Raw genomic sequence first — 22553 nt, 5'->3', positions numbered from 1 at the left:
ATGTACAAATTGAGTCCAAAGCAAGAACAAAGGAAGCTCCGTGATCGAGAAGAGGTTATAAGTCTCACTCAAAAGCTTGTTCAAATACCGAGTGTATATAGACCCGGAACGAAGGATGGCAATGAAGAGAAGGTAGCATTGTTTGTGGCAGATTATTTAGAGAAGCTTGGTATAAAAGCCCATATTGAGTACGTAGAGGAAGGCCGGCCAAATGTGATTGGCATCGTTGACTCAGGTAAGCCTGGAAAGACCTTGTTGTTTGAAGGGCATACAGATGTTGTAACAGAAGGGGACCCAGAAGCCTGGGATGACCCGCCGTTTGCGGCTGTTATTAAAGAGGGCAGAATGTATGGACGCGGTACGAATGATACCAAAGGGAATTTAGCATGTATGATTACAGCAGTCCATTCAATTCTCCGTGATAACGAATCGTTCACAGGGAAAATCCTCCTTTGCATCCCATGTGATGAGGAAGGAATGATGATCGGTATTAAGGAATTTATAAAGAGAGGCTGGGCCAAGGGGGTGGATGCGGCTATTATTTGTGAACCTGAAGAAAATCAACTATGCATCAGTCAAAAAGGTGCGATGAGAGTCATCGTGCGTACGTATGGAAAGATGGCTCATGGGGCGATGCCATTATCAGGAATTAATCCTAATACGAGAATGGCTAAGGTGATTTGTGAACTTGATCGCTATGAGCAACTAGAAAAAGAGAGAGTAGGCTGCCACCCCGAGCTAGGCTGGCCTAGTGTGACACCGACTATTTTACAAGCGCCAGTGAAAGGAGATCCACAAATTAACGTTGTACCAAATGAGTGTATGACTACTCTGGATATTAGAACCGTTCCTGGTCAAGACCATGAGACTATAAAAAGAGATATTCAATCTATACTGGATTATCTTAAGCAAGCGGATCCTGATTTCAAAGCTTCTTTTGAAGTCATAGAAGACCGTCCATGGACCGAAACAAGCAGGACGGAACCTGTAGTCAAGTCGCTTGCTTTTGCTTACAAAGAAGTTACTGGAAAAGAACCGGTTTATAATGGTGTTCCTGGTGCTACGGATGGTACCTTCTTACATTTAGAAGGAATACCGATTGTAACCACAGGAGCAGGAGATCGGGAAGTTCCTCATCAAATAAATGAGTATGTTGATTTAGACGAATTAGCAGAAACCACAGAGATTTATCGTCAAGCAGCATTACATTTCTTAAACAAATAAAGAGAGATATGAGTGCAGTTTCTTGTGAGACTGCACTCTTTATCTTTTCTTTAGATATTATGCCTAAATCATATGCTAAACTTTAGTTGTATGTAATAAGTTATAGGATTGAGATTAGGAGGAAGGTACATATGGTTTGGGATTTTATCTTTATTGGAGCGGGGATTGCAGCAGCTGGGTATTTTATTGGTGAGGGGTTAAAAAACTTCAAAAATCCAAACTCGCCAAATTTTTTTGATTCACTAACTGAAGATGAAGAGTATGGATTAATAAAAGAAAACGAGATTCATCATTTTATGGGGATTTCAAAAGAGGATGCAAAACATTTAATAAAAGAACATCCCCAAATTCCTCATTTAATAATTAATAATACAGTCTATTATCCAAAAGCTAAGGTCAGAGCGTGGCTAAAGGACTAAACGATTTTCTGCATGCTAGTAAAAGGGGGAGTATAAATGAGCAAAGTCGTTATAATAACGGGAGCAAATTCAGGCATTGGCCGTGCTGCTGCTTTTAAATTTGCAGAGCTTGGCTGTGAGGTCGTAATGGCTTGTAGAGATAAGGAAAGAAGTAAGCAGGTACAAGAGGAAATCATTCAAACGACAAACAACCGGCATATACACCTCATGCAGGTGGATATGTCCTCAGTTAACTCAATTAAAGAATTTTACAAAGAGTATAAAGCACGTTTTAATAAACTTGATATCTTGATACATAATGCGGCTTATATTAATCATGGTTCCCCGCATCGTTTAAATTCAGATAATATAGAATTGACATTTTCCACGAATGTGGTCGGTCCGTTTTACATGAGTGAAATACTGAGAGATGTTTTAAAGCGTGGAGAAAAGCCTGTCATTTTAAATGCATCGAGCAATATCGTTAAGCACTTCTTTGATCCGAAAAAGCACATTCATTTTGAGCACTTAAAGGGTGAGTGGAGTGCGAGAGAGCCGTTTAGTGTGTATAAACAATACTGTGAATCAAAAATGGCTCTAGTGATGTTAACCTTCTATTTAGCTGAAAAGTATAAAGAGGACGGCATCAGAGTAAACGCATTGCAGATCAACGGGGCACGAATGTCACGAGAGACCCTGGATAAATTCACGCTTAAGTGGAGGCTTGCAGCTAGAGCTCAAAATGTATTCTTACCGCCTCCTGAAAAAATGGCGAAATGCTATGTGGATATTTGTACATCATCACGCTTTAAGGATGTAACAGGGTCACTAATGAACGATAAGCTAGAAACGATGGTGCGTGCAGATGAGGAGCCATCTGTCTTAAAGCAGGTTAAGCAGCTAACCGGATCTCAGTTTTATCCGTATTATGCAGACAATCCAGAAGAGAGAAAAAAGCTGATTGATTTCTGCGAATCGATCATGACTCCCTATCAACAAGATGTTTCAACTCTTTGAACCTTCCTAGCCCACACAAGACACAACAGGTGTGAAGAGTTATAATAGGGGTTGATGACGACATAGACATAGGAGTTTAGATCATGTACCAAAACCTTGAAGAATGTATTGTTGACTTAGAAAAGAATGGACAATTGATCCGCATAAAAGAAGAGGTTGACCCTCATTTAGAAATAGCAGCCATTCATTTGAAAGTATTTAATGAAAATGGACCTGCTATTTTGTTTGAAAATGTGAAAGGCTCAAAATTCCCAGCTGTGTCCAACCTATTTGGCACAGTTGAGCGCAGTAAATTTATTTTTAGAAAGACATGGGATAAAACACAGGAAATCATTGGACTTAGAAATGACCCGATGAGCGCACTGAAAAGCCCTTTTAAGCATGTCGGTTCAGGGCTTGCAGCAACGAAAGCTCTTCCGCAAAAAAAATCTTCACTGCCTAGCACATTTAAAGAAGTGAGAATTTCAGATCTTCCTCTGATTCATCATTGGCCGGATGATGGCGGAGCGTTTGTGACGTTGCCGCAAGTGTATTCAGAAGACCCTGAAAAGCCGGGTATTATGAATGCCAATTTAGGAATGTACCGTGTTCAGTTAAGCGGGAACGAGTATGAGTTGAATAAAGAAATCGGCCTTCATTATCAAATCCACCGCGGGATCGGCGTTCATCAAGCGAAAGCGGTGAAACAAGGCAAGCCGTTAAAGGTGAGTATCTTTATCGGCGGACATCCATCGCATACGTTATCTGCTGTGATGCCGCTGCCTGAAGGTTTGAGTGAAATGACGTTTGCCGGGATGCTTGCAGGACGCCGCTTCCGCTACAGCTATGAAGACGGCTACTGCATCAGCCACGATGCGGATTTTGTCATCACAGGAGAAATTCATCCTGGAGAGACAAAGCCTGAAGGCCCGTTCGGTGACCACCTCGGTTACTACAGTCTGACGCACGAGTTCCCGCTGATGCGTGTGCATAAAGTGTATGCAAAGGACAATGCGATTTGGCCGTTTACGGTGGTGGGACGTCCGCCTCAAGAGGACACAGCATTTGGTGATTTAATCCATGAACTGACAGGAGATGCAGTGAAGCAGGAGATCCCCGGGGTTAAAGAAGTACATGCGGTTGATGCAGCAGGGGTTCACCCGTTGTTATTTGCGATCGGAAGTGAGCGGTATACGCCTTACCAAAAAGTAAAGCAGCCAGCAGAGCTTTTGACGATTGCCAATCGAGTGCTCGGTACAGGGCAGCTTAGTCTGGCTAAGTACCTGTTTATCGCAGCAGAAGAGGACAAGCCGTTATCGACTCATAAAGAAGTAGAATTCTTATCGTATATACTAGAACGGATGGATTTGCGCCGCGATATTCATTTCCAGACGAATACGACGATTGATACACTCGATTATTCTGGAACGGGCTTAAATACAGGAAGTAAAGTCGTGTTTGCTGCTTGCGGCGATAAGAAAAGAGACCTTGCTGCGAGTCTTCCAAGCGAGCTTGAAGGCTTCATGAACGCCCGCTGTGTGATGCCTGGGGTCGTTGCGCTCCAAGCATCTAAGTTTGAAGACTATACGAAGGTTGAACAGGAAATGAACGAACTGACCGCTGCATTAAAGCAAAAAGGGGACCTCTCAGGATGCCCGCTCTTCATTGTGTGTGATGACAGTGAGTTTATGAGCGCTTCATTAAGCAACTTCTTATGGGCCACATTTACTCGCAGCAATCCTTCACATGATATGCACGGTGTAAACAGTTCGATAGAGCACAAGCATTGGGGCTGTGACAATCTTATCATTGATGCAAGAATTAAACCGCATCACGCACCGCCGCTTATTGCAGATACAGCCGTTGAAAAGAAAATTGAACGCTTTTTTGAAAAGGGTGCTGTGTTGGGGAATTTGAATAAATAGATAGGTATAGAAGCTGTCCCATTTTGGGGCAGCTTTTTGTTTGGTGATGTGAAGAGGCGCAATTATTACGTGAATGGGTGCAATGCGGATCAGTATCGACGCATACAACTGCTGAACCCGCACAAATAGAGCAGACTGACGCAATTAGTCTATGAAGCAATACAATAACTGGATGAGCCCAAGCAATTACCCATTCAACTGACTCAAAAATGTCTTGAAAGAGTACATTGACCGGTCAGTCTCATCTCTTCAGTTATTTCGACCTCTTAATTCTACTAATCAGTGTATAAAAATAACCATTAATGAAAACCTAACCATATTATATGGTAGGGGGCGCATTATGTTTACGGTCGATTATGTTCAAAACAAAACTGACTTATTAACCGGCATCGGACCCCAATCAGACCTTGTTGTTAAAAGCGCATACGTTTCGTCATTGAAACGTAGAGTTACTTTTTATTCGTTTGGGGAGATGGATGAGCATAAATTTGACCGCTGTCTACACTATATGAATAGCTTAACTCTATCTTTTGTTGAAGAGAGAGAGATACTAGAAGAGCAGCGTGAACCCATGATCTGTATGGCAGAAGCGACCACAAAAAGTGTGGATGAATCTGTTTCTTATTTACATAAAGGCCTGTGCATCATCCTTATAGAAGGTCTTTCCTTTGCCTATGCTGTGCGGTTAAAAAAAGAACTACAGAGACCCTTAGAGGAGTCAGAAACAGAGAGGGTGATTCGAGGCCCGCGTGCTTCTCTTATTGAAGATGTAGATCAAAATATAGCGCTAATTCGTCAGTTTGCAGATGATCAGAATTTGGTTGCTGCAAAACATGTCATAACAGATATGAAAAAAGAAAAAAAGATTCTATACATGTTTAATAAAGATAAAACGAATCCAAGTGTAGTAGAAGAAGTCAAGGAAAAGCTCTCTAAAATAAAGCAAGCAAATATCGAGGATTCTGGAAAAATTGAGGGCTTTTTAGATGGGTCGCCTATTTATTCCCCTTTTCTTCAGGTTCAAAGTTCTGATCGAGTGGATCGTATTTTAGCAGGGTTTGAAGAAGGAAGAGTAGCTATATTTGTTGATGGTTCTCCTTTTGCATTCATGGTTCCAACGACATTCGAACAGCAGATGCAAGCGCCAGATGATTATTACCAAAGATGGATGATTGGCTCTCTTATAAGACTTTTAAGATACATAGCATTATTTATTACCTTGTTTGCGGCTCCGATTTACATTGCTTTAGTGTCATTTCATCAGGGGTTAATCCCAAATGAGCTATCTGTAACCATCATGAACTCTAGAATGAATGTGCCGTTTCCTGCCGTAGGAGAAGTTATTTTAATGACACTCTTTGTGGACTTGTTGCGTGAAGCAAGTATTCGACTGCCCAATCAACTAGGGCAGACAATTGGTCTAGTAGGTGGGGTAGTTATCGGACAGGCTGTGGTTGAGGCAAATCTCGTCAGCTCTATTATGGTTATTATTATTGCTGTAACGGCTATTGCATCTTTTGCTGTCCCGTTATACAGCCTGAGTATGTCCTTTCGCTTTTTAAGTTTTATCGCTATTGCCTTTGCCTCAGTACTCGGTTTATTCGGAGTCATCGTATTTTTTATTCTGATGTCGATTCACCTTGCTAGCTTACGTAACTTTGGTGTTCATTACTTTTCATTTGCTTTTTCACTTAAACATCACGGTCTTTCTGATTTACTTATTCGCTTTCCGTCGATCATGAAAGATAAGAAAGGGTGATCGTATGAAATCCTCCCACGTTCGGTTAAGTGATACGTTAACGACTTATCAGTTAGCTGTTTCCTTGATTTCAATGATGCTTGGGGTTGGTCTATTAAATTTACCAAGAACTCTAACCGATCACCTAGATACAGCAGATGGCTGGATTTCAGTTATTATTGCAGGACTAGGAATGGGAATTTTTTATCTGTTTATCATTTACGCTTTTAAAAAGCATCAGGTATCGTCACTAGATGATTATATGAGTATCGCTTTTGGAGATATACTCAACAAAATTATTAGTTTAGCCATTGCCTTCTATTTTCTTGTATTATGCGGCTGGCAGGCTGTAGCGATGAGTGAGATGATTCGCTATTTCCTGCTTGAGAGTACTCCATATTACCTTGTTATTTGTATAATTATTGTCTTATGTGCTTATGCCGTTTATCATTCTTTACCGACCATTGTACGTGTGGCCTGCTTTTTCTTTCCGATTAGTTTTCTTGTCCTTCTATTTGTTCTAGGATTAGGTGCGAGAGATGCTTCATTATATAATTTACGACCGGTTGCTCCAGAAGGGATAGGGCCTATTATAAAGAATTTAAAATATGCACTTCAGCCTTTTCAAGGGATTGAGTTGATCCTGATTTTATTGGCGTCCGTTCAAAAAAAAGCGAAGACAACAAAAGCAGGAATTGGTGCTTTATCCTTTGTTACTGTTTTTTATGTGACCACCTATATAGTTGTTGTTTCAGTACTTGGAGTGGTTGAAGTTCAAACGGTCATATGGCCTACAATTGCCCTAACCCACGCTGCCGATAGTAGTCTCTTATTTACCGAAAGAATGGACTCTTTTTTAATCACGACATGGACGCTTCAATTTTTCTTAACAAGTGTATTTTCGTTATATGCTGCAACCTATTTACTCGATAAATCATTACCGATAAAAAGGGGCTACCTCATAATCGGTGCCACGATAATCACTTGTACGATTGCATTAATTCCACAAACAACTGATCAGATTTCAAAAGTATCTGATTGGCAGCAATATGGATTTGCCGTCATTTTTATGCTTCTACCCATCCTCTGTTATGTGCTTGTTATGATTAGAAGAAAGGTGAAGACATGAAACGAATTCGTTCTATTGCATGTATAGTGTTGACTCTATGTCTTTGTGGCTGCTGGGATAGTGCCAATATTGAAACATTTTCCTTTGTCATGGGTGTCGGGATCGGCGTTGACCATAGCAACCCTGAAAAAGTAGGTATGGTTACTCAGCTTTACTTACCAATAAGCGAAAATGAAGGGGCGTCTACACTAACTTACCAAAATAAATACTCAACAGGTGAGTCCACCCTTGAAGCGATACGGAATCTTGAGTTGGTTGATCAAGGAGTTATGAGTGATCATCAATTGGCGTTAGTCCTTCACAGCGAGGCACTTAAAAAGTGGCAAGCTGAGGCATTAATTAATCAGAAAATGAGAGATGAACGAGCACGGAGAGGGGTACGGGTATTTGTAACTAACGAGGACCTTATTGACCTTTTTAATTACCCTAAAGGAAGTAATGTAGCTCCAACCTCACAGACACTAGATTCACTTGCTCAAAATAATGATCGAACGACTGAGATTACGGTACCCGTAACCCTTGGAAAGTTATCTGATTCGATTGAACGATCGCAATCAATCTTAATACCAAATATAACAATCAGCGAAGAGGATGTTAAATTAGAAGGAGCCCATATATTAAAAAATGGGAAACATATTGATGGGTTTCTATCTCCCGACCAAATAAGCTACGTAAACTGGTTAATCGGTGATGTGCAATCTGGAGTGATTAATGCAAAAGTAAACGAATCACGAATCGTCTACGAAATTTTAGAAGCAAATGTTGATTCCGTTTTATCATCTGTTGAAGGAGATCAGCTAAGCTTGCATATTAAAGTGGTGTCAGACGGTCGTTTAGCAGAAAACTGGGATCCTAATGAAGATCCTTATAACCCTGATTACCTACAAAAGCTAGAAACAATTTTTGAGGAAGAGCTAACAAATGGAGTCACACACATGATCGAGCTCTTGCAAACAGAGTATAAAACAGATCTTATTGATCTTGAGAAATATGTTCGGGTGCAGCAATATCCATTTTGGAAGCAACACAAAGATGAGTGGGATGCTGTTTTTGAAAAAGCCTCAGTAACGTATGAAGTAGATTTAACCATCGTCGACTTTGGAACACGCGGTAAAAACCAGAATGGAGATTGAATATGTTCAAAGGGGAGCAGCAACTTGCCGCTCCCCTTTTTATAGTAGGGTACCAAGTAAAGGTGGTTAAAAAGAATTCAAGACACTTCTTATACACTACCCTTTACAGGCAAAACCATTAAATTCTCATCATAATAACAGTCATCAATTTTCAAAGCATGTTGATCAACACCGTATGTGGTGAACCCGAGTGATTCATATAATCGTTTTGCTGGGAGGTTTGTTGAGGTCACTGTCAAATAGATTCGTTCCATCTCACATTCATTTTTTGCTGTTAAAATCGCTTGCTTCACTAACGCTTTTCCTATGCCAGACTTTCGTTGCTCTGGTGCGACATACATGGCAACGATGGTTCCCCTATGCATGATTTTTTGTTTTGCCTCTTTGAGTAAAGTGACCATTCCAACGAGTTGTGCATCCACGTACGCGCCAAACGTTATAAAATGATCGAGTGTAAGGCGTTTTTCTGTTTTCTTCAGCGACCATTTCTTTTCTTCTTCATAACTCGAACTAAACGCTTCCGGATGATGTTTGAGTGCTCGTAGGCGTAAGCATTTGTAATCATAAGCATTCGCAGCATCTAGTAATCGAATATCCATGTCAGAGCCCTCCAATCTATTACTACTCAGTATAACAATAGATTAAAGAGTACGAAATAAATAAGGTAGTGTATCTTTTAATCAGCTCACATATGAAGTGGCGCTATAATCGATTAAGTGAATACAATTGTGCTCTCCACCGGCACATATCCCCGCTGAACCAGCGCAATTAGAGTAAACTGACGCAACTAAGCCTTGAAGCAATACTATAACCGGTTGAACCCGCGCATTAACATCCTCAACCGACGCATAAACGGTGACAAAGGGACAAATACGGTTACCTCTTTACGAAACATAAAAAAGAGCATGATCCTCATCATGCTCTTTCTCTCGTACTATGAACGATCGTTCAACATCTGTTTCATCTTATCACTGACAAACTCAACATCCGTTCCAACAATGACTTGAATGCTTGATTTACTCATTCTCATCACACCGCGGGCGCCGCTTTTCTTAAGTGCATTCTCATTAATCAAGCTAGAATCAGCAATCTCAAGACGCAATCGTGTCGCGCAGTTATCAATAGAAGTGATGTTTTCTTTGCCGCCTAACGCATCAATGAATTGAACAGCCATCGTGTGATACTTGTCGCCTGTTGCGTGCTCTGTGCTTGACTCTTCAACGATGTCATCGTCATCTTCACGGCCCGGTGTTTTTAAGTTTAGTACGCGGATTAATACATAGAAGATGACAAAATAGATGACCCCGTACACAAGTCCGACTCCTAACAATAAGAGAGGCCTTTGTGCTATGGAGAAGTTCAACGCATAATCTAGAAAGCCTGCTGAGAATCCAAACCCATGCCGTATTTCAAGTAAGTAGGTAACGGACATCGCAGCCCCTGTTAAGAGTGCGTGAATCACATAAAGTAATGGAGATAAGAACATGAACGAGAATTCAATCGGCTCTGTAATTCCTGTTAAGAATGATGTAAGCGCAAGACCAATGAACATTCCTGTCACTTGCTTTTTCTTCTCTTTTTTAGCTGTTAAAATAATCGCCAGACACGCTGCAGGAAGACCGAACATCATGACAGGGAAGAAACCAGTCATAAAGATTCCGGCACTAGGATCACCTGCAAAGAAACGATTCAAGTCACCTGTTGCACCGTTAAACTCTCCAAATACAAACCATACTAAACTGTTTAACACATGATGCAGTCCGATTGGAATAAGCAAACGATTTAAGAAACCATATACTCCTGCACCTAGTGCACCTGCATCGATGATCCATTGCCCAAGGCCGTTAATCATTTCTTGAATCGGCGGCCAAACGACACCGAAAATACCAGCTAATATAACCATTGTCGCAGCAGTAACGATCGGGACAAACCTCCGGCCGGAGAAAAATCCGAGCCATTGCGGGAGCTGGATGTTATGAAAGCGGTTGTATAAAAGTCCAGCAATAATCCCTGAGATAATTCCTCCTAAAATCGCCATTTCAATATTGTCGTTAATTGCCTGTGTTCCATTGACTAAGACAAAATATCCGATCGCCCCGGCAAGAGCCGCTGATCCATTGTTATCGTGAGCAAATCCAATTGCCACACCCATCGCAAAGATCAACGCCAGGTTGTCAAAAATAGCAGCTCCAGCTCCGGCCATAAATGGAATATTTAATAAGTCCTCTTGCCCAAGCCTGAGCAACAGTGCAGCTGCTGGTAAAACAGCAATTGGCAGCATTAATGATTTACCAATTTTTTGTAAAAACGCAAGCATGTACCTCATCTCCTTATCGAATAATAGGGTAGTAAAGATGAAATTAGTGTAGCATTAGAAAAGTATAGATGTCTATACCTATTATTTTATTTTGAGACTTATGACAGTCGTTTATTGAATTAACAAAGAAAATAATATAGAATTGGTATAGACAAATAAAAGTTGTTTTGTTTTGGAGAAGGATGTGAGAGTAGGTATGAGAGAGAATCTTTTTATTACAAATGTAGAGATATATGAGGAGATGAACCTGATTACAAATGGGTTTATCAAAATACATGACGGGAAAATTGCAGAGGTTGGGTCAATGGATGCGTTTAAATGCGCTGAAACGGACACAGTTTTGGATTATAACAATGAGTATTCGCTGCTTCCTGGCTTTATTGATGTTCATATTCACGGGGCCAATGGGGCTGATACGATGGATAGCAGTGTTGAGTCGTTAAAAGTGATTGCTGAGTATCTTCCAAGGGAAGGGACGACAAGCTTTTTAGCAACAACCATCACCCAATCGGAAGATTTAATCGAAGAGGCTTTAAAACAAACGGCTTTCTATAAAGAGGTAAAAGCCTCAAATCTTGGTTCAGATATGGCAGGTGTACACCTAGAAGGGCCTTTCATTTCGGATAAACGAGCAGGAGCACAGCCCCTTCATCATATTAAAGAACCTGACATCAAGCTTTTTAATCAATGGCAAGAATGTTCAAATCATCAAATTAAAGTAGTAACGATGGCACCAGAAGAAACGAATGGACTCGCTTTTTTAGAAGAATTGCAGAAAAATGGCACGGTCGTATCGATCGGACATTCTGATGCCACTTATCCGGTCATTGTGGAGGCGATTGATAAAGGCTTATCGCATGTCACCCATTTATATAACGGCATGAGAGGTCTGCACCACAGGGAGCCAGGTGTTGCGGGTGCAGCAATAGCCCATTCTGAATTAATGGTCGAAATGATTGTGGATGGTGTGCATATTCATCCGACAGTCGTGAAGAGTACCTATAGAGCAAAAGGGGCGGATGAGATTATTTTAATTACAGATGCCATGAGAGCGAAAGGGCTTGGAGAAGGAACATATGACTTAGGCGGACAGGAAGTAAAGGTAGAAAACGGCAAAGCATTATTAGCCGATGGGACGCTCGCTGGAAGTATTGTGAAAATGGATGAGGCTGTAAGAAATATGATCGCTTATACTGGATGCTCACTAAGGGACATAACAAAAATGACGGCGGAGAATCCAGCGAAACAGACTGGCCTTTGGGATAACACAGGTAGTATTACCGTTGGAAAAGCTGCGGATCTTGTCCTTTTAGACAAGCATAATCAAGTTGTATTGACCATTTGTAAGGGACATATTGCTTTCCAAGAAGGAGTGTAATCATGAATATTGTAAGAGTAGATAGTTATGAAGAAATGAGTAAGGCTGGTGCTCGTTATATTATAGATAAAATAAAAGCTAACCCTAAGATAACGCTTGGTTTAGCAACTGGAAGTACGCCTAAGGGCACCTATCAATATATCATTGAAGATCACAAGCAAAATGGGACGTCATATCAGCAGATTTCAACGTTTAACCTTGATGAATACATCGGGCTTTCGGCGGAAGATCCAAACAGCTATCATTTTTATATGAAAGATCTCTTATTTAATCATATTGATATTCCTTTAAATCATACGCATATTCCTAACGGAGATACCGTGGATAAAGAGGAGGAATGTGTTCGTTACGAGGTAAAAGTGAAGGAAGCTTCTATTGATTTACAGATTCTTGGAATTGGTGCGAACGGACATATTGGATTTAATGAGCCAGGTACATCCTTTCATAGTAAAACACATGTTGTTGCCCTTGCTGAATCGACAAGAGAAGCCAATGCACGCTTTTTCCCTTCAATTGATGATGTACCGAAGCATGCAATTACAATGGGGATTGCCTCAATTATGGCAAGTAAAGAAATTTTGCTCCTTGTCTCAGGGGACGCAAAAAGTGAGGCGCTCGAACGATTGTTATCAGATCAATTACCAAGCGAGGACTTTCCTGCTTCTATTTTAAAAACACACCCTCGTGTTACAATTATTGCTGACAACGAAGCGCTCATGTCGACAGGAATCACTCGTTAACAGAAAGGAGACTGGTTTTATTTTGATAATAGATAAAAATTCACCTCTGCCGATATACAGCCAGATTGAAGAATATATAAAAGAACGAATTGAAAAAGGGGAATTAAAGCCAGGAGACGTTCTCCCGCCTGAGCGAGAATATGCAGAGCAGTTTGATGTGAGCCGAATGACAATCAGGCAAGCGATTAATAACCTAGTGAATGACGGCTTGATTTATCGTAAAAAAGGGAGCGGAACATTTATTGCGGAGAAGAAATTTGAACAGCCTCTCCAAGGATTGACCAGTTTCACTGAAGATATGAAAGGAAGAGGACTTACTCCAAGCAGCAAACTTATCTCGTTTGAATTAATCCCGGCTTCTGCTAACATTGCGGCCGTATTGCACATTTCTGAATATACACCTGTATATGAAATCAAACGTATACGCATGGCTGACAATACTCCGATGGCTCTTGAAACGTGTTATATCTCTGCCAACCTGATTAAAGGGCTGACAGAAGAAATTATTAACCAGTCATTATATCAATATATAGAAGAAAAACTTCAGCTCGAGATCGGCGAAGCAACGCAAGTAATAGAGTCAGCACTTGCTAATGATTTAGAAGTGGAACTGTTAAAAATAAATGAAGGTGATCCGATCCTTTTAATTGAAAGATGTACGTATTTAAAAAATGGCACCCCATTTGAGATCGTTCGTTCTTCGTACCGAGCCGACCGTTATAAATTTACATCTAAATTAAAACGCTAAATGAGGGGTTATATTGATTACGAACTATTTTGAGCAGATTGAAGCACTAATAAAAAAGGTAGAAGTAACCGAAGCTGAGTCTATTGAAAAAGCGGCTTTTAAAATCGCTCACGCCATAGAAAGTGGAGGGATTGTACACGTGTTTGGCTGTGGGCATTCTCATATGCTTTCAGAAGAAGTGTTTTACCGCGCTGGCGGCCTTGTACCTGTACAGCCGATTTTTATCGAAGAACTGATGCTGCATAAAGGAGCTGCTAATTCTTCGAAACTGGAACGAAGTGAGGATTATTTTCAGGAGATAAAGGGACAGCTTGACATTAGAAGCGGGGACGTGTTGCTTGTTGCCTCCACCTCTGGCAGGAACCCAGTGCCGATCGATCTTGCCCTTTATGGAAAAGAACAGGGTGCCTACGTGATTGGGCTTACCTCTTTGTTATATAATCAATCTCAAGCATCCAGACATAAAAGCGGGAAGCTGTTAGCGGATGCGGTTGATCTTGTTTTGAACAATCATACAAAACCAGGCGATGGCGTACTGCATAGAGGGGAGCTCTCGTTTGGCCCCTCCTCCTCTGTGATCGGACTTGCCATAATCAATGCGTTAATGGCAGGTGCAGTCGATAATCTGATTCAATCAGGCAAGACACCGCCTGTATTTAAAAGCGGAAACATAGATGGGTCTGATGAGTATAATCAACATCTCATGGATCAATATTCGGACCGCATTCGCTTTTAACAAGCTTGTAAAAAGCTTTTGCAAATATGTAGATTCGCCCTAGACTTTGTCTGGGGTTTTTTTATGGGAGAATAAGGTATCTTTTAAAGGGGAGATTAAGAACATGTCTTATTATCAGGGGTTGATGGTAGATGATGCAAGAATCTCTCGTTACGATTGTACGAGCAGTTATAACTTTTTTTACGATCCTATTATATTCAAGGTTAATCGGCAAGCAGCTCATAGGAAATCTTACGATGTTTGATTACATAAATGGGATAACAATAGGTTCAATCGCTGCGACTCTCGCAACGGATGTTTCCTCAAAAGCACTTGTCCATTGGATTGCGTTAACCGTATTCCTCGTACTAACGATTGTTTTGCAATACATTGGTTTAAAAAGCCGCTTTCTCTCAAAAGTTCAAGACTCTGAACCTGTTGTGCTTCTGCAGCGTGGGAATATGCTAGAGAAAAACTTAGCGAAAGTAAGGATCACGAAAGATGAATTGATGCTCCAGCTTCGCTCCAAAAATATATTCTCGCCTATAGAAGTGGAAGTAGCGCTGTTAGAACCTGACGGCACGGTGTCTGTTTTACCCAGATCACAGTATCAGCCGGTCCAGAGGGGAGATCTTAATCTTCCGCCAAAACCAGCAAAACTTACAACAGAATTAATTATTGATGGAAGAATCATTGAACAAAATTTAGAACAAAGGAAAAAAGATAAAGACTGGTTAATGAGTCAGTTAAAACTGCACGGGATTTCTTCATTAGAAGAGGTTTCTTATGCGGCGATTCTTCCAAATGATCAATTCTATGTTGATAAGTTTGATGATGACGTTTCAGATGATATGAACATTAGTGACTATAAGGGACCTTATTAAGAAAGGAGGGATGACTACTTGTGAGAAAGTTTCTATTGTATGCCATTCCTATTCTTTTTATGATCGTATCTTTTTCCATTATGATCAGCGGCATGTGGTTAAAGGAGCCTCTTGGCGAAGATGATCATCTTCTCTCCTACATTCAAAACGTTGAAGAAAATGTGAAAGCAGAAAATTGGGAGCAAGCAGATCAAGAGCATCAAAAAGCACAACATGCTTGGAGGAAAATATCCAAACGAGTTCAATATAGCGTAGAACGTGATGATATGATGGCTATCACAGAGGTCTTATCTCGAATTGAAGGAGGGATTAAAGCAAAAGATGAACCGACTATTATGCCAGACATTTATTATTTTTATGGGATATGGAAAGATCTCGGATAACAATACGGATCAACGTTTGCGGATGGGGAATGTTGATCCGTTTTTTGCTTGAACGTTTATAATAACAGCCGGAACACCGGTTGAGCTAAATAATAAATACTAAAACTGCAAAAACTCCTCCAGTTACAAACGCACATGAGAGAATCATAAATTTTCTTCGGCTTATTTCTTCTTTTGATAATGCGATTTTTAATACCTTTACCATATAAAATACGGTTATAAAGACGATTACTGCTGAAAAGGCGCAGAATAATAGAATTTCTATCTTCATCCGGGGAGTCCACCTCTTTCTTATTTTTATTTTTGGAAAATTACGTTAATATAAATGGTATTAGATAAGCAGTAAAAAAGAAAGGGGAATCCCCATGTATATCCCAAAAGCTTTTAAGCTGAATGATCAAGCCGTAATAGAGAAAATTATAAACGAGAATGGCTTTGCCACCCTGTTCAGCCAGCGTAACGGAAGACCTGCTGCCACACATTTACCGCTGATGCTAGATCGTGAAAGTCATTATTTATACGGTCATTTCGCACGTCCTAACTCACAATGGAAGGACATTGAAGGTCAAACGGTGCTCGCGGTATTCCAAGGTCCGCATAGTTATATTTCACCAACTTGGTATGAAACAGAAACAGCTGTTCCAACGTGGAATTACCTATCTGTCCATGTGTATGGCAGCGTAGAATTAATCGATGAAGAAAAGAGTACGCTGGCATCTCTTCGTCAATTGATAGATAAATATGAAGGCCTTGATAGTACATACAATCTTAATGAAGTTGATGCTGATTATATAGATGGACTAAGAAAAGGAATCCAAGCGTTCCGTATCAGAATCACAGAAATAGAGGGAAAAGCCAAACTGAGTCAAAATCATCCAAAAGAACGCCAAGAGCGGGTAGCTAAACAATTAGCGAAAAGTGAGCATACCAATGATAAGCTGATTGCTGAGTGGATGATGGCACAATCTAAAAATAATGATTAGGAGAGAGGTTAAATGAAGCAAAAAAAGAGCGTCTTTCCTGTGCTTGAAACAAAACGATTGAAGCTGCGTGAAGTTACGCATGATGATGCAGCTGATATGTTGAACTATATGTCTGATCCTGAAGTAGTAAGGCATATCGGCTTAGAGCGGTTTAAATCTCTAGAAGATGCCAAAAGTGAAATTAGTTGGTATCATACGATCCATAAAGAAGGTTCAGGAATGAGATGGGGCATCACCTTGAAAGGAAAAGATCAACTAATTGGAAGCTGCGGGTTTCTTAACAGAGCAAAAAAGCATTTTCGAGCAGAAATTGGAACGGAGCTTAGCAGGGAGTATTGGGGGACAGGGATAGCAAGTGAGGCATTTCAAGCTGTAATTAGCACAGGCTTTAATCACATGCAGCTTGAAAGAATTGAGGCATTGATTGAACCGCTCAATATTGCTTCGCAGCGATTAGCAGAAAAACAGGGGTTTGTTAAAGAAGGCCTTCTACGAAAATATGAATACACTCAAGGGAAATTTGATGATTTGTATATGTATTCATTGTTGAAAGAAGAGTGGGGTTAATAGGGGGGATAAATAATCGCTTTATCATCTAAACAAAGAATGCTATTAAACATTAATTGCCTCAAACAAGGGTTATAGCATAGTCTTCGCTACTGAAATATGCTTCGCTTGGTTATTGTTTTTTGTAATGATGATGTGGAGGATTTAGTTATAGTTCAAAAGCTATTAAACATATAGGGCCTCAAACATGGGTGATAGCATAGTACTCGCTCCTGAAATATACTTCGCTTTCCGTGTGGAGCCAGTGAGCTTCCTCGGGCTAAAGCCCTGTGGGATCTCACTCCTGCTCTAGTCGACACAGGAGTCTACGTATATGTCATCCGCTTGGTTACTGCGTATTATTATTATTATGTTAAGCGAAATAGTTATAGTTCAGTTCAAATTATATAAAAATGCATCCGCTAAGTTCACTGAACTGCTGCTCATAAAAGTGGGAGTACTATACAAAATACTTCCTCCGTTGATTGCAGCGGAAATCAACAATTACAGCAGGGAAGGTAAATAATTTTAGTTACTCTGAACCGTTTATTGGACCTAAAACAACGGCTCTTGTTCATCTGTAAAATGAAACGTAAATGGGCTGAGTGATAATCCTATTAATAAGAAGATGAGGCCGTAAAGAATAATCCCAGGAAATCCTATGTCAAACATATTTAAGCCAATAACCATGAGGATGATTAGAATAGGCGTATACCAAGCGCCTTTTTTTCTTGATTCCGCGGTTAAATAATTCGTTTCTCCGCAGCGTGGGCAGACAGTACTTCCTCCCCATAATAGCAAGAGCTTTCCGTAGCTAAACTGTTTTTTGCAGTTCCAGCATGCAGGTAATTTCAAGCATGATCCCTCCTTCTACAGATGATTTATGTCATCTAGCTTTTCTTCAATCGCTTGCAAACGTCTATTCATCTCTTTACGTTGTTTAGACGCATTCACCAAATATCGAATAATAAAAAAGATGATCGTAAACAAAATAATAAAATTAAATACTTGAAAAATCATTGATGGAATATGATAGCCGTCCATATGTAAACCTCTCCTAACGTAGCTTTCAAAAGTTCTCTACCTAGTGTAACAAATAATAAAAAGAAGATTATGGATAAAACGACAGATTTTATACTTATTTCACATTTCTATGTTAAGGTGTGGGTATCCGTTGAAAGATATAGGAGTTGAAGCTATATGAACTTATTTTTTGAAAAACGAAACAGCGATGTCATTATAGAAGCAGATACAAAAGTGATGGCAGAGATTAATGGCAATCTAACGGTTTTACCAGGTGCCAAATTAGAGTTAACGGCTCCAGTACAAGGTGATCTCATTTTAAGAAAATACTCAAAAGCATCGATTGGAGCAGAAGTAAATGGGATTGTGTATGATGAAGGTGCAAGTCTTGAAATAGCTAAAGATATTGACATTCAGTATGAAAAAATAAAGAAATAAAACAAGATTTTGTATGATAGATATAGGAGGGGAATCTGTATTCTTAACAAACTAAGGATTGTGTTGGCCGTAGCTGGGGTTAGTTTGGCCGGGTACGGAATTATCACTCAAAACGTTGAATATACAAATTATTTACTGATCATTATCGGACTAACACTTCTTACAACAGGTGTAATTGAACTACAAAAAAATATAAAAGGTACTACAGGCTACTTAAGCTTATTTGCGGCATTGTTTGTTTTAATTGTGGCCATTCAAGGGGCTTTGCTAGGTAGCTAGTACATACTTGTCCAAAGGGGGAGAAGTATTGCATACGGCTTTTATTGTCTTGATTATTGGTGCGGTTGCTATATTAGTTGGTTTTATCATCGTAACTGAATATATCTTTAAACGAAAGTGGAATATTCCAAGAAGCAAAATAAGTATTTTTTCCGTAGAAAGAAAATTAGTTTACACTGCAATTGAGATTGGGTTGTTTGGGCTCTTAATATTGATCTTTATAATTATGACATTTTTTATACTTATTACCGAATCTGTAGATTTGTCGCCATTTTTAAGCCTATTAAGTAGTGTAATGTTCACTTTGTTTTCGGCTGTTCTAAGTACATTTCGAGCTTTTGAAGAGTGGAAAGAGAACAAGAGTCAGAGAAGGTATTATCATGATATAGCAGCCGCAGCGACATTTATTTCCATTGCGACGCTTATGGGACTAACGCACATTATCTATCTTTAAAAAAGGATGTTGACCATGCGAACATACCATTTCGTAATCCTAAACTTATTATTGCAGGCGACTTTTTTTGTTCTTTTCTTAAGCGGAAGTCTTTTATATATAGGTCCTGTTGTTGGTTTTACCACCTGTCTCTTAATAGGTTCTGTCAGTCTAGGTGCAGGAGTGAAAGCGATTCGAAGAGCTTATCCGGATTCCTTATGGCTGACTATTAGTTCGCTAGGAGCGGTTGTTTCCTCTCTGTTTATTATCCTTTTTACTGTATATATTTATTTATCAGTGGAAGGAGACGGTCTCGGACCGATCCTTTTTCAATCATAAAGGAGAGAAGAGATGTTTATTTTTGCACTTATAGCCTTTACTTTACTAATGGCAACGTTATTTGCCATTGAGAAGAAACTAGCTAAGATGAACGAGCAAAATGAAGAGATCATAAACTTATTAAAGCAGCAAAATGAGACTGATAGGAAAAATGGAGATTAATAAAATAAATATGTCCATTACATACATAAAGTAAAAGAATGTCAGTAAATATCCATATCCTCTCCATTTTTTTACTGAATTGGATGATATCATTTAATCAGCTTGTAAGATGACATAAGAGAGGAAGCGGAATATGGAAGAGATTACGATTTATTTAGCTTTTGCAGCAGGGGTCTTAGCCTTTCTATCGCCCTGTACACTGCCTTTATATCCATCTTTTATATCTTATATCACCGGAGTCTCGGTGCACGAATTGAAAACAAATAAGAAACTTTGGAAAATCACCCTTGCGCACTCAAGTTTGTTTTGCGTAGGATTTTCAATCATTTATTATGTGCTTGGCTTCTCAGCAAGTCTGTTTGGCAGGCTGTTTATTGAAAATCAAATGTTAATCCAGCAGCTCGGTGGTATTTTTCTTGTATTAGTAGGGCTTTTTTTAGTTGGAGTGATCGAGCCAAAATTGCTGATGTCTGAATGGAGAATAAAGTATCGTCCTAAAAAAGTCTCCTACATCAATACCTTTTTAATCGGATTGATCTTTTCAGCTGGATGGACGGCATGTATTGGGCCGATCTTCAGTGCAATTATGTACTCATCTGTTGCGAACCCCGCAGGTGCATTTGTCAATGTAACGGCCTTTTCCCTCGGCTTTTCTGTTCCTTTTATAGCGATGGGTTTTGCAATTGGAAAAGTACGTTTTTTAACTAAATACTCAGCCGTCCTGATGAAAATTGGCGGCGTAATCATGATTATATTAGGTGTGACGATTTTCTTTAATAAGATGTATTACGTAAATATCTGGGGCAACCGAATTCAACAGTTTTTCAGCGGTTTGTTTTAATTAAATAGTTAAAGGTGATGCACATGTTTCTAAAAAGAATAACCCTTCTTCGTGAAGAGATCTCATCTTTCACAGCTTTTCCTTTTACAGTTCCTGCTATTAAGAATCTTGACGAGATAGAGTTAGACAAGAATGTGACGTTCTTTGTTGGTGAAAATGGGTCTGGTAAATCGACGTTACTCGAAGCGATTGCGGATAAATGTGAATTTAATACAGCAGGCGGAGGCAGGAATAATCTCTATGAGGCGCATGCTTCAGAGTCTGCGCTCGGGGAGTATATCAGGCTGTCTTGGATGCCGAAAACGACGAACGGCTTTTTTCTTCGGGCAGAATCTTTTTATCATTTTGCTACTCATATTGATGAAGTAGATACGACGGGTTTTCAAGCATATGGAGGCAGGTCTCTTCATGAGCAATCACACGGGGAATCATTCTTATCTTTATTTTTAAATCGTTTTAATGGGAAAGCGATTTATTTACTTGATGAGCCCGAGGCAGCATTGTCGCCGCAACGACAGCTGACATTTTTGAGAATCATTCATGACTTAGCTTCAACAGGAAACGCTCAATTCATTATCGCCACTCATTCACCTATTTTATTAGGATATCCGGGAGCTGACATCTTTAGCTTTGATCAAGATCGAATGGAAAGAGTAGAGTATGAGACGACTGATCATTATCTCATCACGAAATCATTTTTGCAAAATAGAGAACGTATGCTAGAAGAGCTTTTTAAAGAAGATTCATAAGAGTAGTTTTGGAGGACACAAATGAAGATTGCAGGCGTATTATTATTACCATTCTTTTTCTATGCTTTGTATGTCTTTTTCACCTTTATAAGAAGCAGTGAGGGGAAAAGTGAACGAGGGCAGAACATCTTGAATCATTCGTATAAGGCAGCTCTACCAATTATGCCGATTGGGTGGCTGTTGATTGAAGTCACGCACTCATTCATAAATTATTCGTTTGAAACGTACCGTGATTTGATGTGGATTCTTATTTTAATCACATTTATCGTACAGGGTTTCACAGTTCATACATACAAAAATAAACAGTAAATTAGGTGATGAGATGAATAAGAAACACATGATGATCCGTTTTATCTCAGTAATTTCGTTAGGATTGTTAGTTGGTGGAACCGTTTTTTTGCTTTCAATCGGACCGTTAGAACAACATCAAGGTATACGTTCTGTGGTGATTGACTTGTATCAGATGGATCCTAAAGTTCAGCGTGATACCTTATCCGGGACCTTGCAAATCCAGCCAGATGAATTTGCAACAGATACTTTGCAATACATAAATCAATATATGTACCTGCCGATTGGAGCCCTTATTCTTTCTGCAGTCTTAACTGTAGTGAGCTTATTCATATTAAATAAAAACAGCAAAATGTCTGGCAGTCTCTTTATGTTTGCAGCGGCTGCATCCTGCTTTACTGTCATTCCACCGATCATGCAGGTGATTTCAGGATCACTGCTTTTAAAAGGAGAAAACGGGGGAAGGGAATTAAAGGCTGAGTCTAGATGAAGAAACGAGAAATTGTTGGGAACTTTTTATCTAGCAACTCGTATAAAAGGATGGGGAAAGAGTACGAGTGGGAAACTTCCTTTTGGCATACCAATTATTTTAATTGGAGCTTTCTTATTGAGTTTGACTGTTAATAGCTTCGGAACCTTTGGAAACATCATTATGAATATAGCAGGTATCGCCATTCTAAGTTCAGGAGCTCTTATAATCAGAGGAAGGAAAGAAAAACATACTCCATAGTTCATTAATGTTATCACTAGTCAGGGAGGTGAGG

Annotated in this window: 29 protein-coding genes; 24 read left to right on the top strand and 5 right to left on the bottom strand. The window is 39.7% G+C overall.

Annotation, left to right across the window (positions count from 1 at the left end; genetic code table 11):
• The 7 genes from PQ478_RS12190 (at position 1) to PQ478_RS12160 (ending at position 8543) form a co-directional block, all read left to right on the top strand.
• Positions 1 to 1224 (top strand): M20 family metallopeptidase, encoded by a 1224-nt coding sequence (locus PQ478_RS12190; RefSeq protein ID WP_289234425.1) that lies wholly within the window; start codon positions 1 to 3, stop codon positions 1222 to 1224.
• A gap of 131 nt (positions 1225 to 1355) precedes the next feature.
• The gene (locus PQ478_RS12185; protein ID WP_289234424.1) at positions 1356 to 1643 is read left to right on the top strand and encodes a DNA-binding protein; all 288 of its coding nucleotides are present in this window, start codon (positions 1356 to 1358) and stop codon (positions 1641 to 1643) included.
• Positions 1644 to 1679: 36 nt separating this feature from the next.
• Positions 1680 to 2639: an SDR family NAD(P)-dependent oxidoreductase gene (locus PQ478_RS12180; RefSeq protein ID WP_289234423.1), complete on the top strand. Its 960-nt coding sequence runs from the start codon at positions 1680 to 1682 to the stop codon at positions 2637 to 2639.
• Between the two features lie 83 nt (positions 2640 to 2722).
• Positions 2723 to 4543, top strand: coding sequence for a UbiD family decarboxylase (locus PQ478_RS12175; RefSeq protein WP_289234422.1), 1821 nt, complete (start codon positions 2723 to 2725; stop codon positions 4541 to 4543).
• 340 nt (positions 4544 to 4883) lie between these two features.
• Positions 4884 to 6302, top strand: coding sequence for a spore germination protein (locus PQ478_RS12170; RefSeq protein ID WP_289234421.1), 1419 nt, complete (start codon positions 4884 to 4886; stop codon positions 6300 to 6302).
• A gap of 4 nt (positions 6303 to 6306) precedes the next feature.
• Complete coding sequence (locus PQ478_RS12165) at positions 6307 to 7410, top strand: GerAB/ArcD/ProY family transporter (RefSeq protein WP_289234420.1); 1104 nt, start codon at positions 6307 to 6309, stop codon at positions 7408 to 7410.
• Positions 7407 to 8543 carry a Ger(x)C family spore germination protein gene (locus PQ478_RS12160; protein WP_289234419.1) on the top strand — a complete coding sequence of 379 codons (1137 nt, stop codon included), beginning with the start codon at positions 7407 to 7409 and terminating at the stop codon, positions 8541 to 8543. Before PQ478_RS12165 ends, PQ478_RS12160 begins: the two co-directional genes overlap by 4 nt.
• An 89-nt stretch (positions 8544 to 8632) precedes the next feature.
• Here the strand turns inward: PQ478_RS12160 and PQ478_RS12155 are convergent, their stop codons facing one another.
• Together PQ478_RS12155 and nagE are read right to left on the bottom strand one after the other, a co-directional pair.
• Positions 8633 to 9142 (bottom strand): GNAT family N-acetyltransferase, encoded by a 510-nt coding sequence (locus PQ478_RS12155; RefSeq protein ID WP_289234418.1) that lies wholly within the window; start codon positions 9140 to 9142, stop codon positions 8633 to 8635.
• Between the two features lie 335 nt (positions 9143 to 9477).
• Complete coding sequence (nagE, locus tag PQ478_RS12150) at positions 9478 to 10860, bottom strand: N-acetylglucosamine-specific PTS transporter subunit IIBC (protein ID WP_289234417.1); 1383 nt, start codon at positions 10858 to 10860, stop codon at positions 9478 to 9480.
• A 196-nt stretch (positions 10861 to 11056) separates the two neighbouring features.
• Between nagE and nagA the strand changes: the two genes are divergently transcribed.
• From nagA to PQ478_RS12120, 6 genes are all read left to right on the top strand, one after another.
• Complete coding sequence (gene nagA, locus PQ478_RS12145) at positions 11057 to 12238, top strand: N-acetylglucosamine-6-phosphate deacetylase (RefSeq protein WP_289234416.1); 1182 nt, start codon at positions 11057 to 11059, stop codon at positions 12236 to 12238.
• A 2-nt stretch (positions 12239 to 12240) separates the two neighbouring features.
• On the top strand, positions 12241 to 12978 hold the full coding sequence (nagB, locus tag PQ478_RS12140) for a glucosamine-6-phosphate deaminase (protein WP_289234415.1): 738 nt from the start codon (positions 12241 to 12243) through the stop codon (positions 12976 to 12978).
• Between the two features lie 25 nt (positions 12979 to 13003).
• Entirely contained in the window at positions 13004 to 13726 is a 723-nt protein-coding gene (locus PQ478_RS12135) for a GntR family transcriptional regulator (RefSeq protein ID WP_289236976.1), read from the top strand.
• A gap of 13 nt (positions 13727 to 13739) precedes the next feature.
• Positions 13740 to 14462 carry an SIS domain-containing protein gene (locus PQ478_RS12130; protein WP_289234414.1) on the top strand — a complete coding sequence of 241 codons (723 nt, stop codon included), beginning with the start codon at positions 13740 to 13742 and terminating at the stop codon, positions 14460 to 14462.
• A 131-nt stretch (positions 14463 to 14593) separates the two neighbouring features.
• The gene (locus PQ478_RS12125) at positions 14594 to 15325 is read left to right on the top strand and encodes a YetF domain-containing protein (protein ID WP_289234413.1); all 732 of its coding nucleotides are present in this window, start codon (positions 14594 to 14596) and stop codon (positions 15323 to 15325) included.
• A gap of 20 nt (positions 15326 to 15345) precedes the next feature.
• The gene (locus PQ478_RS12120) at positions 15346 to 15708 is read left to right on the top strand and encodes a DUF4363 family protein (protein WP_289234412.1); all 363 of its coding nucleotides are present in this window, start codon (positions 15346 to 15348) and stop codon (positions 15706 to 15708) included.
• Positions 15709 to 15793: 85 nt separating this feature from the next.
• On the opposite strand, the gene PQ478_RS12115 is transcribed toward PQ478_RS12120, so the two are convergent.
• The gene (locus PQ478_RS12115; RefSeq protein ID WP_289234411.1) at positions 15794 to 15979 is read right to left on the bottom strand and encodes a hypothetical protein; all 186 of its coding nucleotides are present in this window, start codon (positions 15977 to 15979) and stop codon (positions 15794 to 15796) included.
• A gap of 94 nt (positions 15980 to 16073) precedes the next feature.
• On the opposite strand from PQ478_RS12115, the gene PQ478_RS12110 reads away from it, so the two are divergent.
• Positions 16074 to 16691: an FMN-binding negative transcriptional regulator gene (locus tag PQ478_RS12110; protein WP_289234410.1), complete on the top strand. Its 618-nt coding sequence runs from the start codon at positions 16074 to 16076 to the stop codon at positions 16689 to 16691.
• Between the two features lie 12 nt (positions 16692 to 16703).
• A complete protein-coding gene (locus tag PQ478_RS12105; protein WP_289234409.1) occupies positions 16704 to 17258 on the top strand; it encodes a GNAT family N-acetyltransferase in 555 nt (184 codons plus the stop codon).
• Positions 17259 to 17792: 534 nt separating this feature from the next.
• On the opposite strand, the gene PQ478_RS12100 is transcribed toward PQ478_RS12105, so the two are convergent.
• Both PQ478_RS12100 and PQ478_RS12095 read right to left on the bottom strand, forming a co-directional pair.
• A complete protein-coding gene (locus tag PQ478_RS12100; protein WP_075682902.1) occupies positions 17793 to 18092 on the bottom strand; it encodes a TIGR04104 family putative zinc finger protein in 300 nt (99 codons plus the stop codon).
• Between the two features lie 15 nt (positions 18093 to 18107).
• On the bottom strand, positions 18108 to 18281 hold the full coding sequence (locus PQ478_RS12095) for a hypothetical protein (RefSeq protein WP_289234408.1): 174 nt from the start codon (positions 18279 to 18281) through the stop codon (positions 18108 to 18110).
• A 156-nt stretch (positions 18282 to 18437) separates the two neighbouring features.
• Between PQ478_RS12095 and PQ478_RS12090 the strand changes: the two genes are divergently transcribed.
• The 9 genes from PQ478_RS12090 to PQ478_RS12050 all read left to right on the top strand — a co-directional run bounded on the left by PQ478_RS12090 (position 18438) and on the right by PQ478_RS12050 (position 22279).
• Positions 18438 to 18698, top strand: coding sequence for a hypothetical protein (locus PQ478_RS12090; protein WP_075682903.1), 261 nt, complete (start codon positions 18438 to 18440; stop codon positions 18696 to 18698).
• Positions 18699 to 18761: 63 nt separating this feature from the next.
• Positions 18762 to 18977, top strand: coding sequence for a DUF3953 domain-containing protein (locus PQ478_RS12085; protein ID WP_289234407.1), 216 nt, complete (start codon positions 18762 to 18764; stop codon positions 18975 to 18977).
• Between the two features lie 28 nt (positions 18978 to 19005).
• Positions 19006 to 19431 carry a DUF4181 domain-containing protein gene (locus PQ478_RS12080; RefSeq protein WP_289234406.1) on the top strand — a complete coding sequence of 142 codons (426 nt, stop codon included), beginning with the start codon at positions 19006 to 19008 and terminating at the stop codon, positions 19429 to 19431.
• 15 nt (positions 19432 to 19446) lie between these two features.
• Entirely contained in the window at positions 19447 to 19749 is a 303-nt protein-coding gene (locus tag PQ478_RS12075) for a hypothetical protein (protein ID WP_289234405.1), read from the top strand.
• Between the two features lie 12 nt (positions 19750 to 19761).
• A complete protein-coding gene (locus tag PQ478_RS12070; RefSeq protein ID WP_289234404.1) occupies positions 19762 to 19911 on the top strand; it encodes a hypothetical protein in 150 nt (49 codons plus the stop codon).
• A gap of 133 nt (positions 19912 to 20044) precedes the next feature.
• A complete protein-coding gene (locus tag PQ478_RS12065; RefSeq protein ID WP_289234403.1) occupies positions 20045 to 20752 on the top strand; it encodes a cytochrome c biogenesis CcdA family protein in 708 nt (235 codons plus the stop codon).
• A gap of 23 nt (positions 20753 to 20775) precedes the next feature.
• Positions 20776 to 21501 (top strand): AAA family ATPase, encoded by a 726-nt coding sequence (locus PQ478_RS12060; RefSeq protein WP_289234402.1) that lies wholly within the window; start codon positions 20776 to 20778, stop codon positions 21499 to 21501.
• Between the two features lie 21 nt (positions 21502 to 21522).
• Positions 21523 to 21810, top strand: a complete 288-nt coding sequence (locus PQ478_RS12055; RefSeq protein WP_289234401.1) for a hypothetical protein — start codon at positions 21523 to 21525, stop codon at positions 21808 to 21810.
• A 13-nt stretch (positions 21811 to 21823) separates the two neighbouring features.
• Complete coding sequence (locus tag PQ478_RS12050; protein WP_289234400.1) at positions 21824 to 22279, top strand: DUF4064 domain-containing protein; 456 nt, start codon at positions 21824 to 21826, stop codon at positions 22277 to 22279.
• Positions 22280 to 22553 lie beyond the last annotated feature (274 nt).

This window comes from Alkalihalophilus pseudofirmus, from assembly GCF_029094545.1.
Lineage (GTDB): Bacteria > Bacillota > Bacilli > Bacillales > Bacillaceae_D > Alkalihalophilus > Alkalihalophilus pseudofirmus.
This window is presented reverse-complemented; position numbering and strand designations above follow the sequence as displayed.

Bases quoted from the DNA above. Each gene is read 5' to 3' on its own strand.
- PQ478_RS12190 (WP_289234425.1), top strand. From the start codon at position 1: ATGTACAAATTGAGTCCAAAGCAAGAACAAAGGAAGCTCCGTGATCGA.
- PQ478_RS12185 (WP_289234424.1), top strand. From the start codon at position 1,356: ATGGTTTGGGATTTTATCTTTATTGGAGCGGGGATTGCAGCAGCTGGG.
- PQ478_RS12180 (WP_289234423.1), top strand. From the start codon at position 1,680: ATGAGCAAAGTCGTTATAATAACGGGAGCAAATTCAGGCATTGGCCGT.
- PQ478_RS12175 (WP_289234422.1), top strand. From the start codon at position 2,723: ATGTACCAAAACCTTGAAGAATGTATTGTTGACTTAGAAAAGAATGGA.
- PQ478_RS12170 (WP_289234421.1), top strand. From the start codon at position 4,884: ATGTTTACGGTCGATTATGTTCAAAACAAAACTGACTTATTAACCGGC.
- PQ478_RS12165 (WP_289234420.1), top strand. From the start codon at position 6,307: ATGAAATCCTCCCACGTTCGGTTAAGTGATACGTTAACGACTTATCAG.
- PQ478_RS12160 (WP_289234419.1), top strand. From the start codon at position 7,407: ATGAAACGAATTCGTTCTATTGCATGTATAGTGTTGACTCTATGTCTT.
- PQ478_RS12155 (WP_289234418.1), bottom strand. From the start codon at position 9,142: ATGGATATTCGATTACTAGATGCTGCGAATGCTTATGATTACAAATGC.
- nagE (WP_289234417.1), bottom strand. From the start codon at position 10,860: ATGCTTGCGTTTTTACAAAAAATTGGTAAATCATTAATGCTGCCAATT.
- nagA (WP_289234416.1), top strand. From the start codon at position 11,057: ATGAGAGAGAATCTTTTTATTACAAATGTAGAGATATATGAGGAGATG.
- nagB (WP_289234415.1), top strand. From the start codon at position 12,241: ATGAATATTGTAAGAGTAGATAGTTATGAAGAAATGAGTAAGGCTGGT.
- PQ478_RS12125 (WP_289234413.1), top strand. From the start codon at position 14,594: ATGATGCAAGAATCTCTCGTTACGATTGTACGAGCAGTTATAACTTTT.
- PQ478_RS12115 (WP_289234411.1), bottom strand. From the start codon at position 15,979: ATGAAGATAGAAATTCTATTATTCTGCGCCTTTTCAGCAGTAATCGTC.
- PQ478_RS12110 (WP_289234410.1), top strand. From the start codon at position 16,074: ATGTATATCCCAAAAGCTTTTAAGCTGAATGATCAAGCCGTAATAGAG.
- PQ478_RS12105 (WP_289234409.1), top strand. From the start codon at position 16,704: ATGAAGCAAAAAAAGAGCGTCTTTCCTGTGCTTGAAACAAAACGATTG.
- PQ478_RS12095 (WP_289234408.1), bottom strand. From the start codon at position 18,281: ATGGACGGCTATCATATTCCATCAATGATTTTTCAAGTATTTAATTTT.
- PQ478_RS12090 (WP_075682903.1), top strand. From the start codon at position 18,438: ATGAACTTATTTTTTGAAAAACGAAACAGCGATGTCATTATAGAAGCA.
- PQ478_RS12075 (WP_289234405.1), top strand. From the start codon at position 19,447: ATGCGAACATACCATTTCGTAATCCTAAACTTATTATTGCAGGCGACT.
- PQ478_RS12070 (WP_289234404.1), top strand. From the start codon at position 19,762: ATGTTTATTTTTGCACTTATAGCCTTTACTTTACTAATGGCAACGTTA.
- PQ478_RS12065 (WP_289234403.1), top strand. From the start codon at position 20,045: ATGGAAGAGATTACGATTTATTTAGCTTTTGCAGCAGGGGTCTTAGCC.
- PQ478_RS12060 (WP_289234402.1), top strand. From the start codon at position 20,776: ATGTTTCTAAAAAGAATAACCCTTCTTCGTGAAGAGATCTCATCTTTC.
- PQ478_RS12055 (WP_289234401.1), top strand. From the start codon at position 21,523: ATGAAGATTGCAGGCGTATTATTATTACCATTCTTTTTCTATGCTTTG.
- PQ478_RS12050 (WP_289234400.1), top strand. From the start codon at position 21,824: ATGAATAAGAAACACATGATGATCCGTTTTATCTCAGTAATTTCGTTA.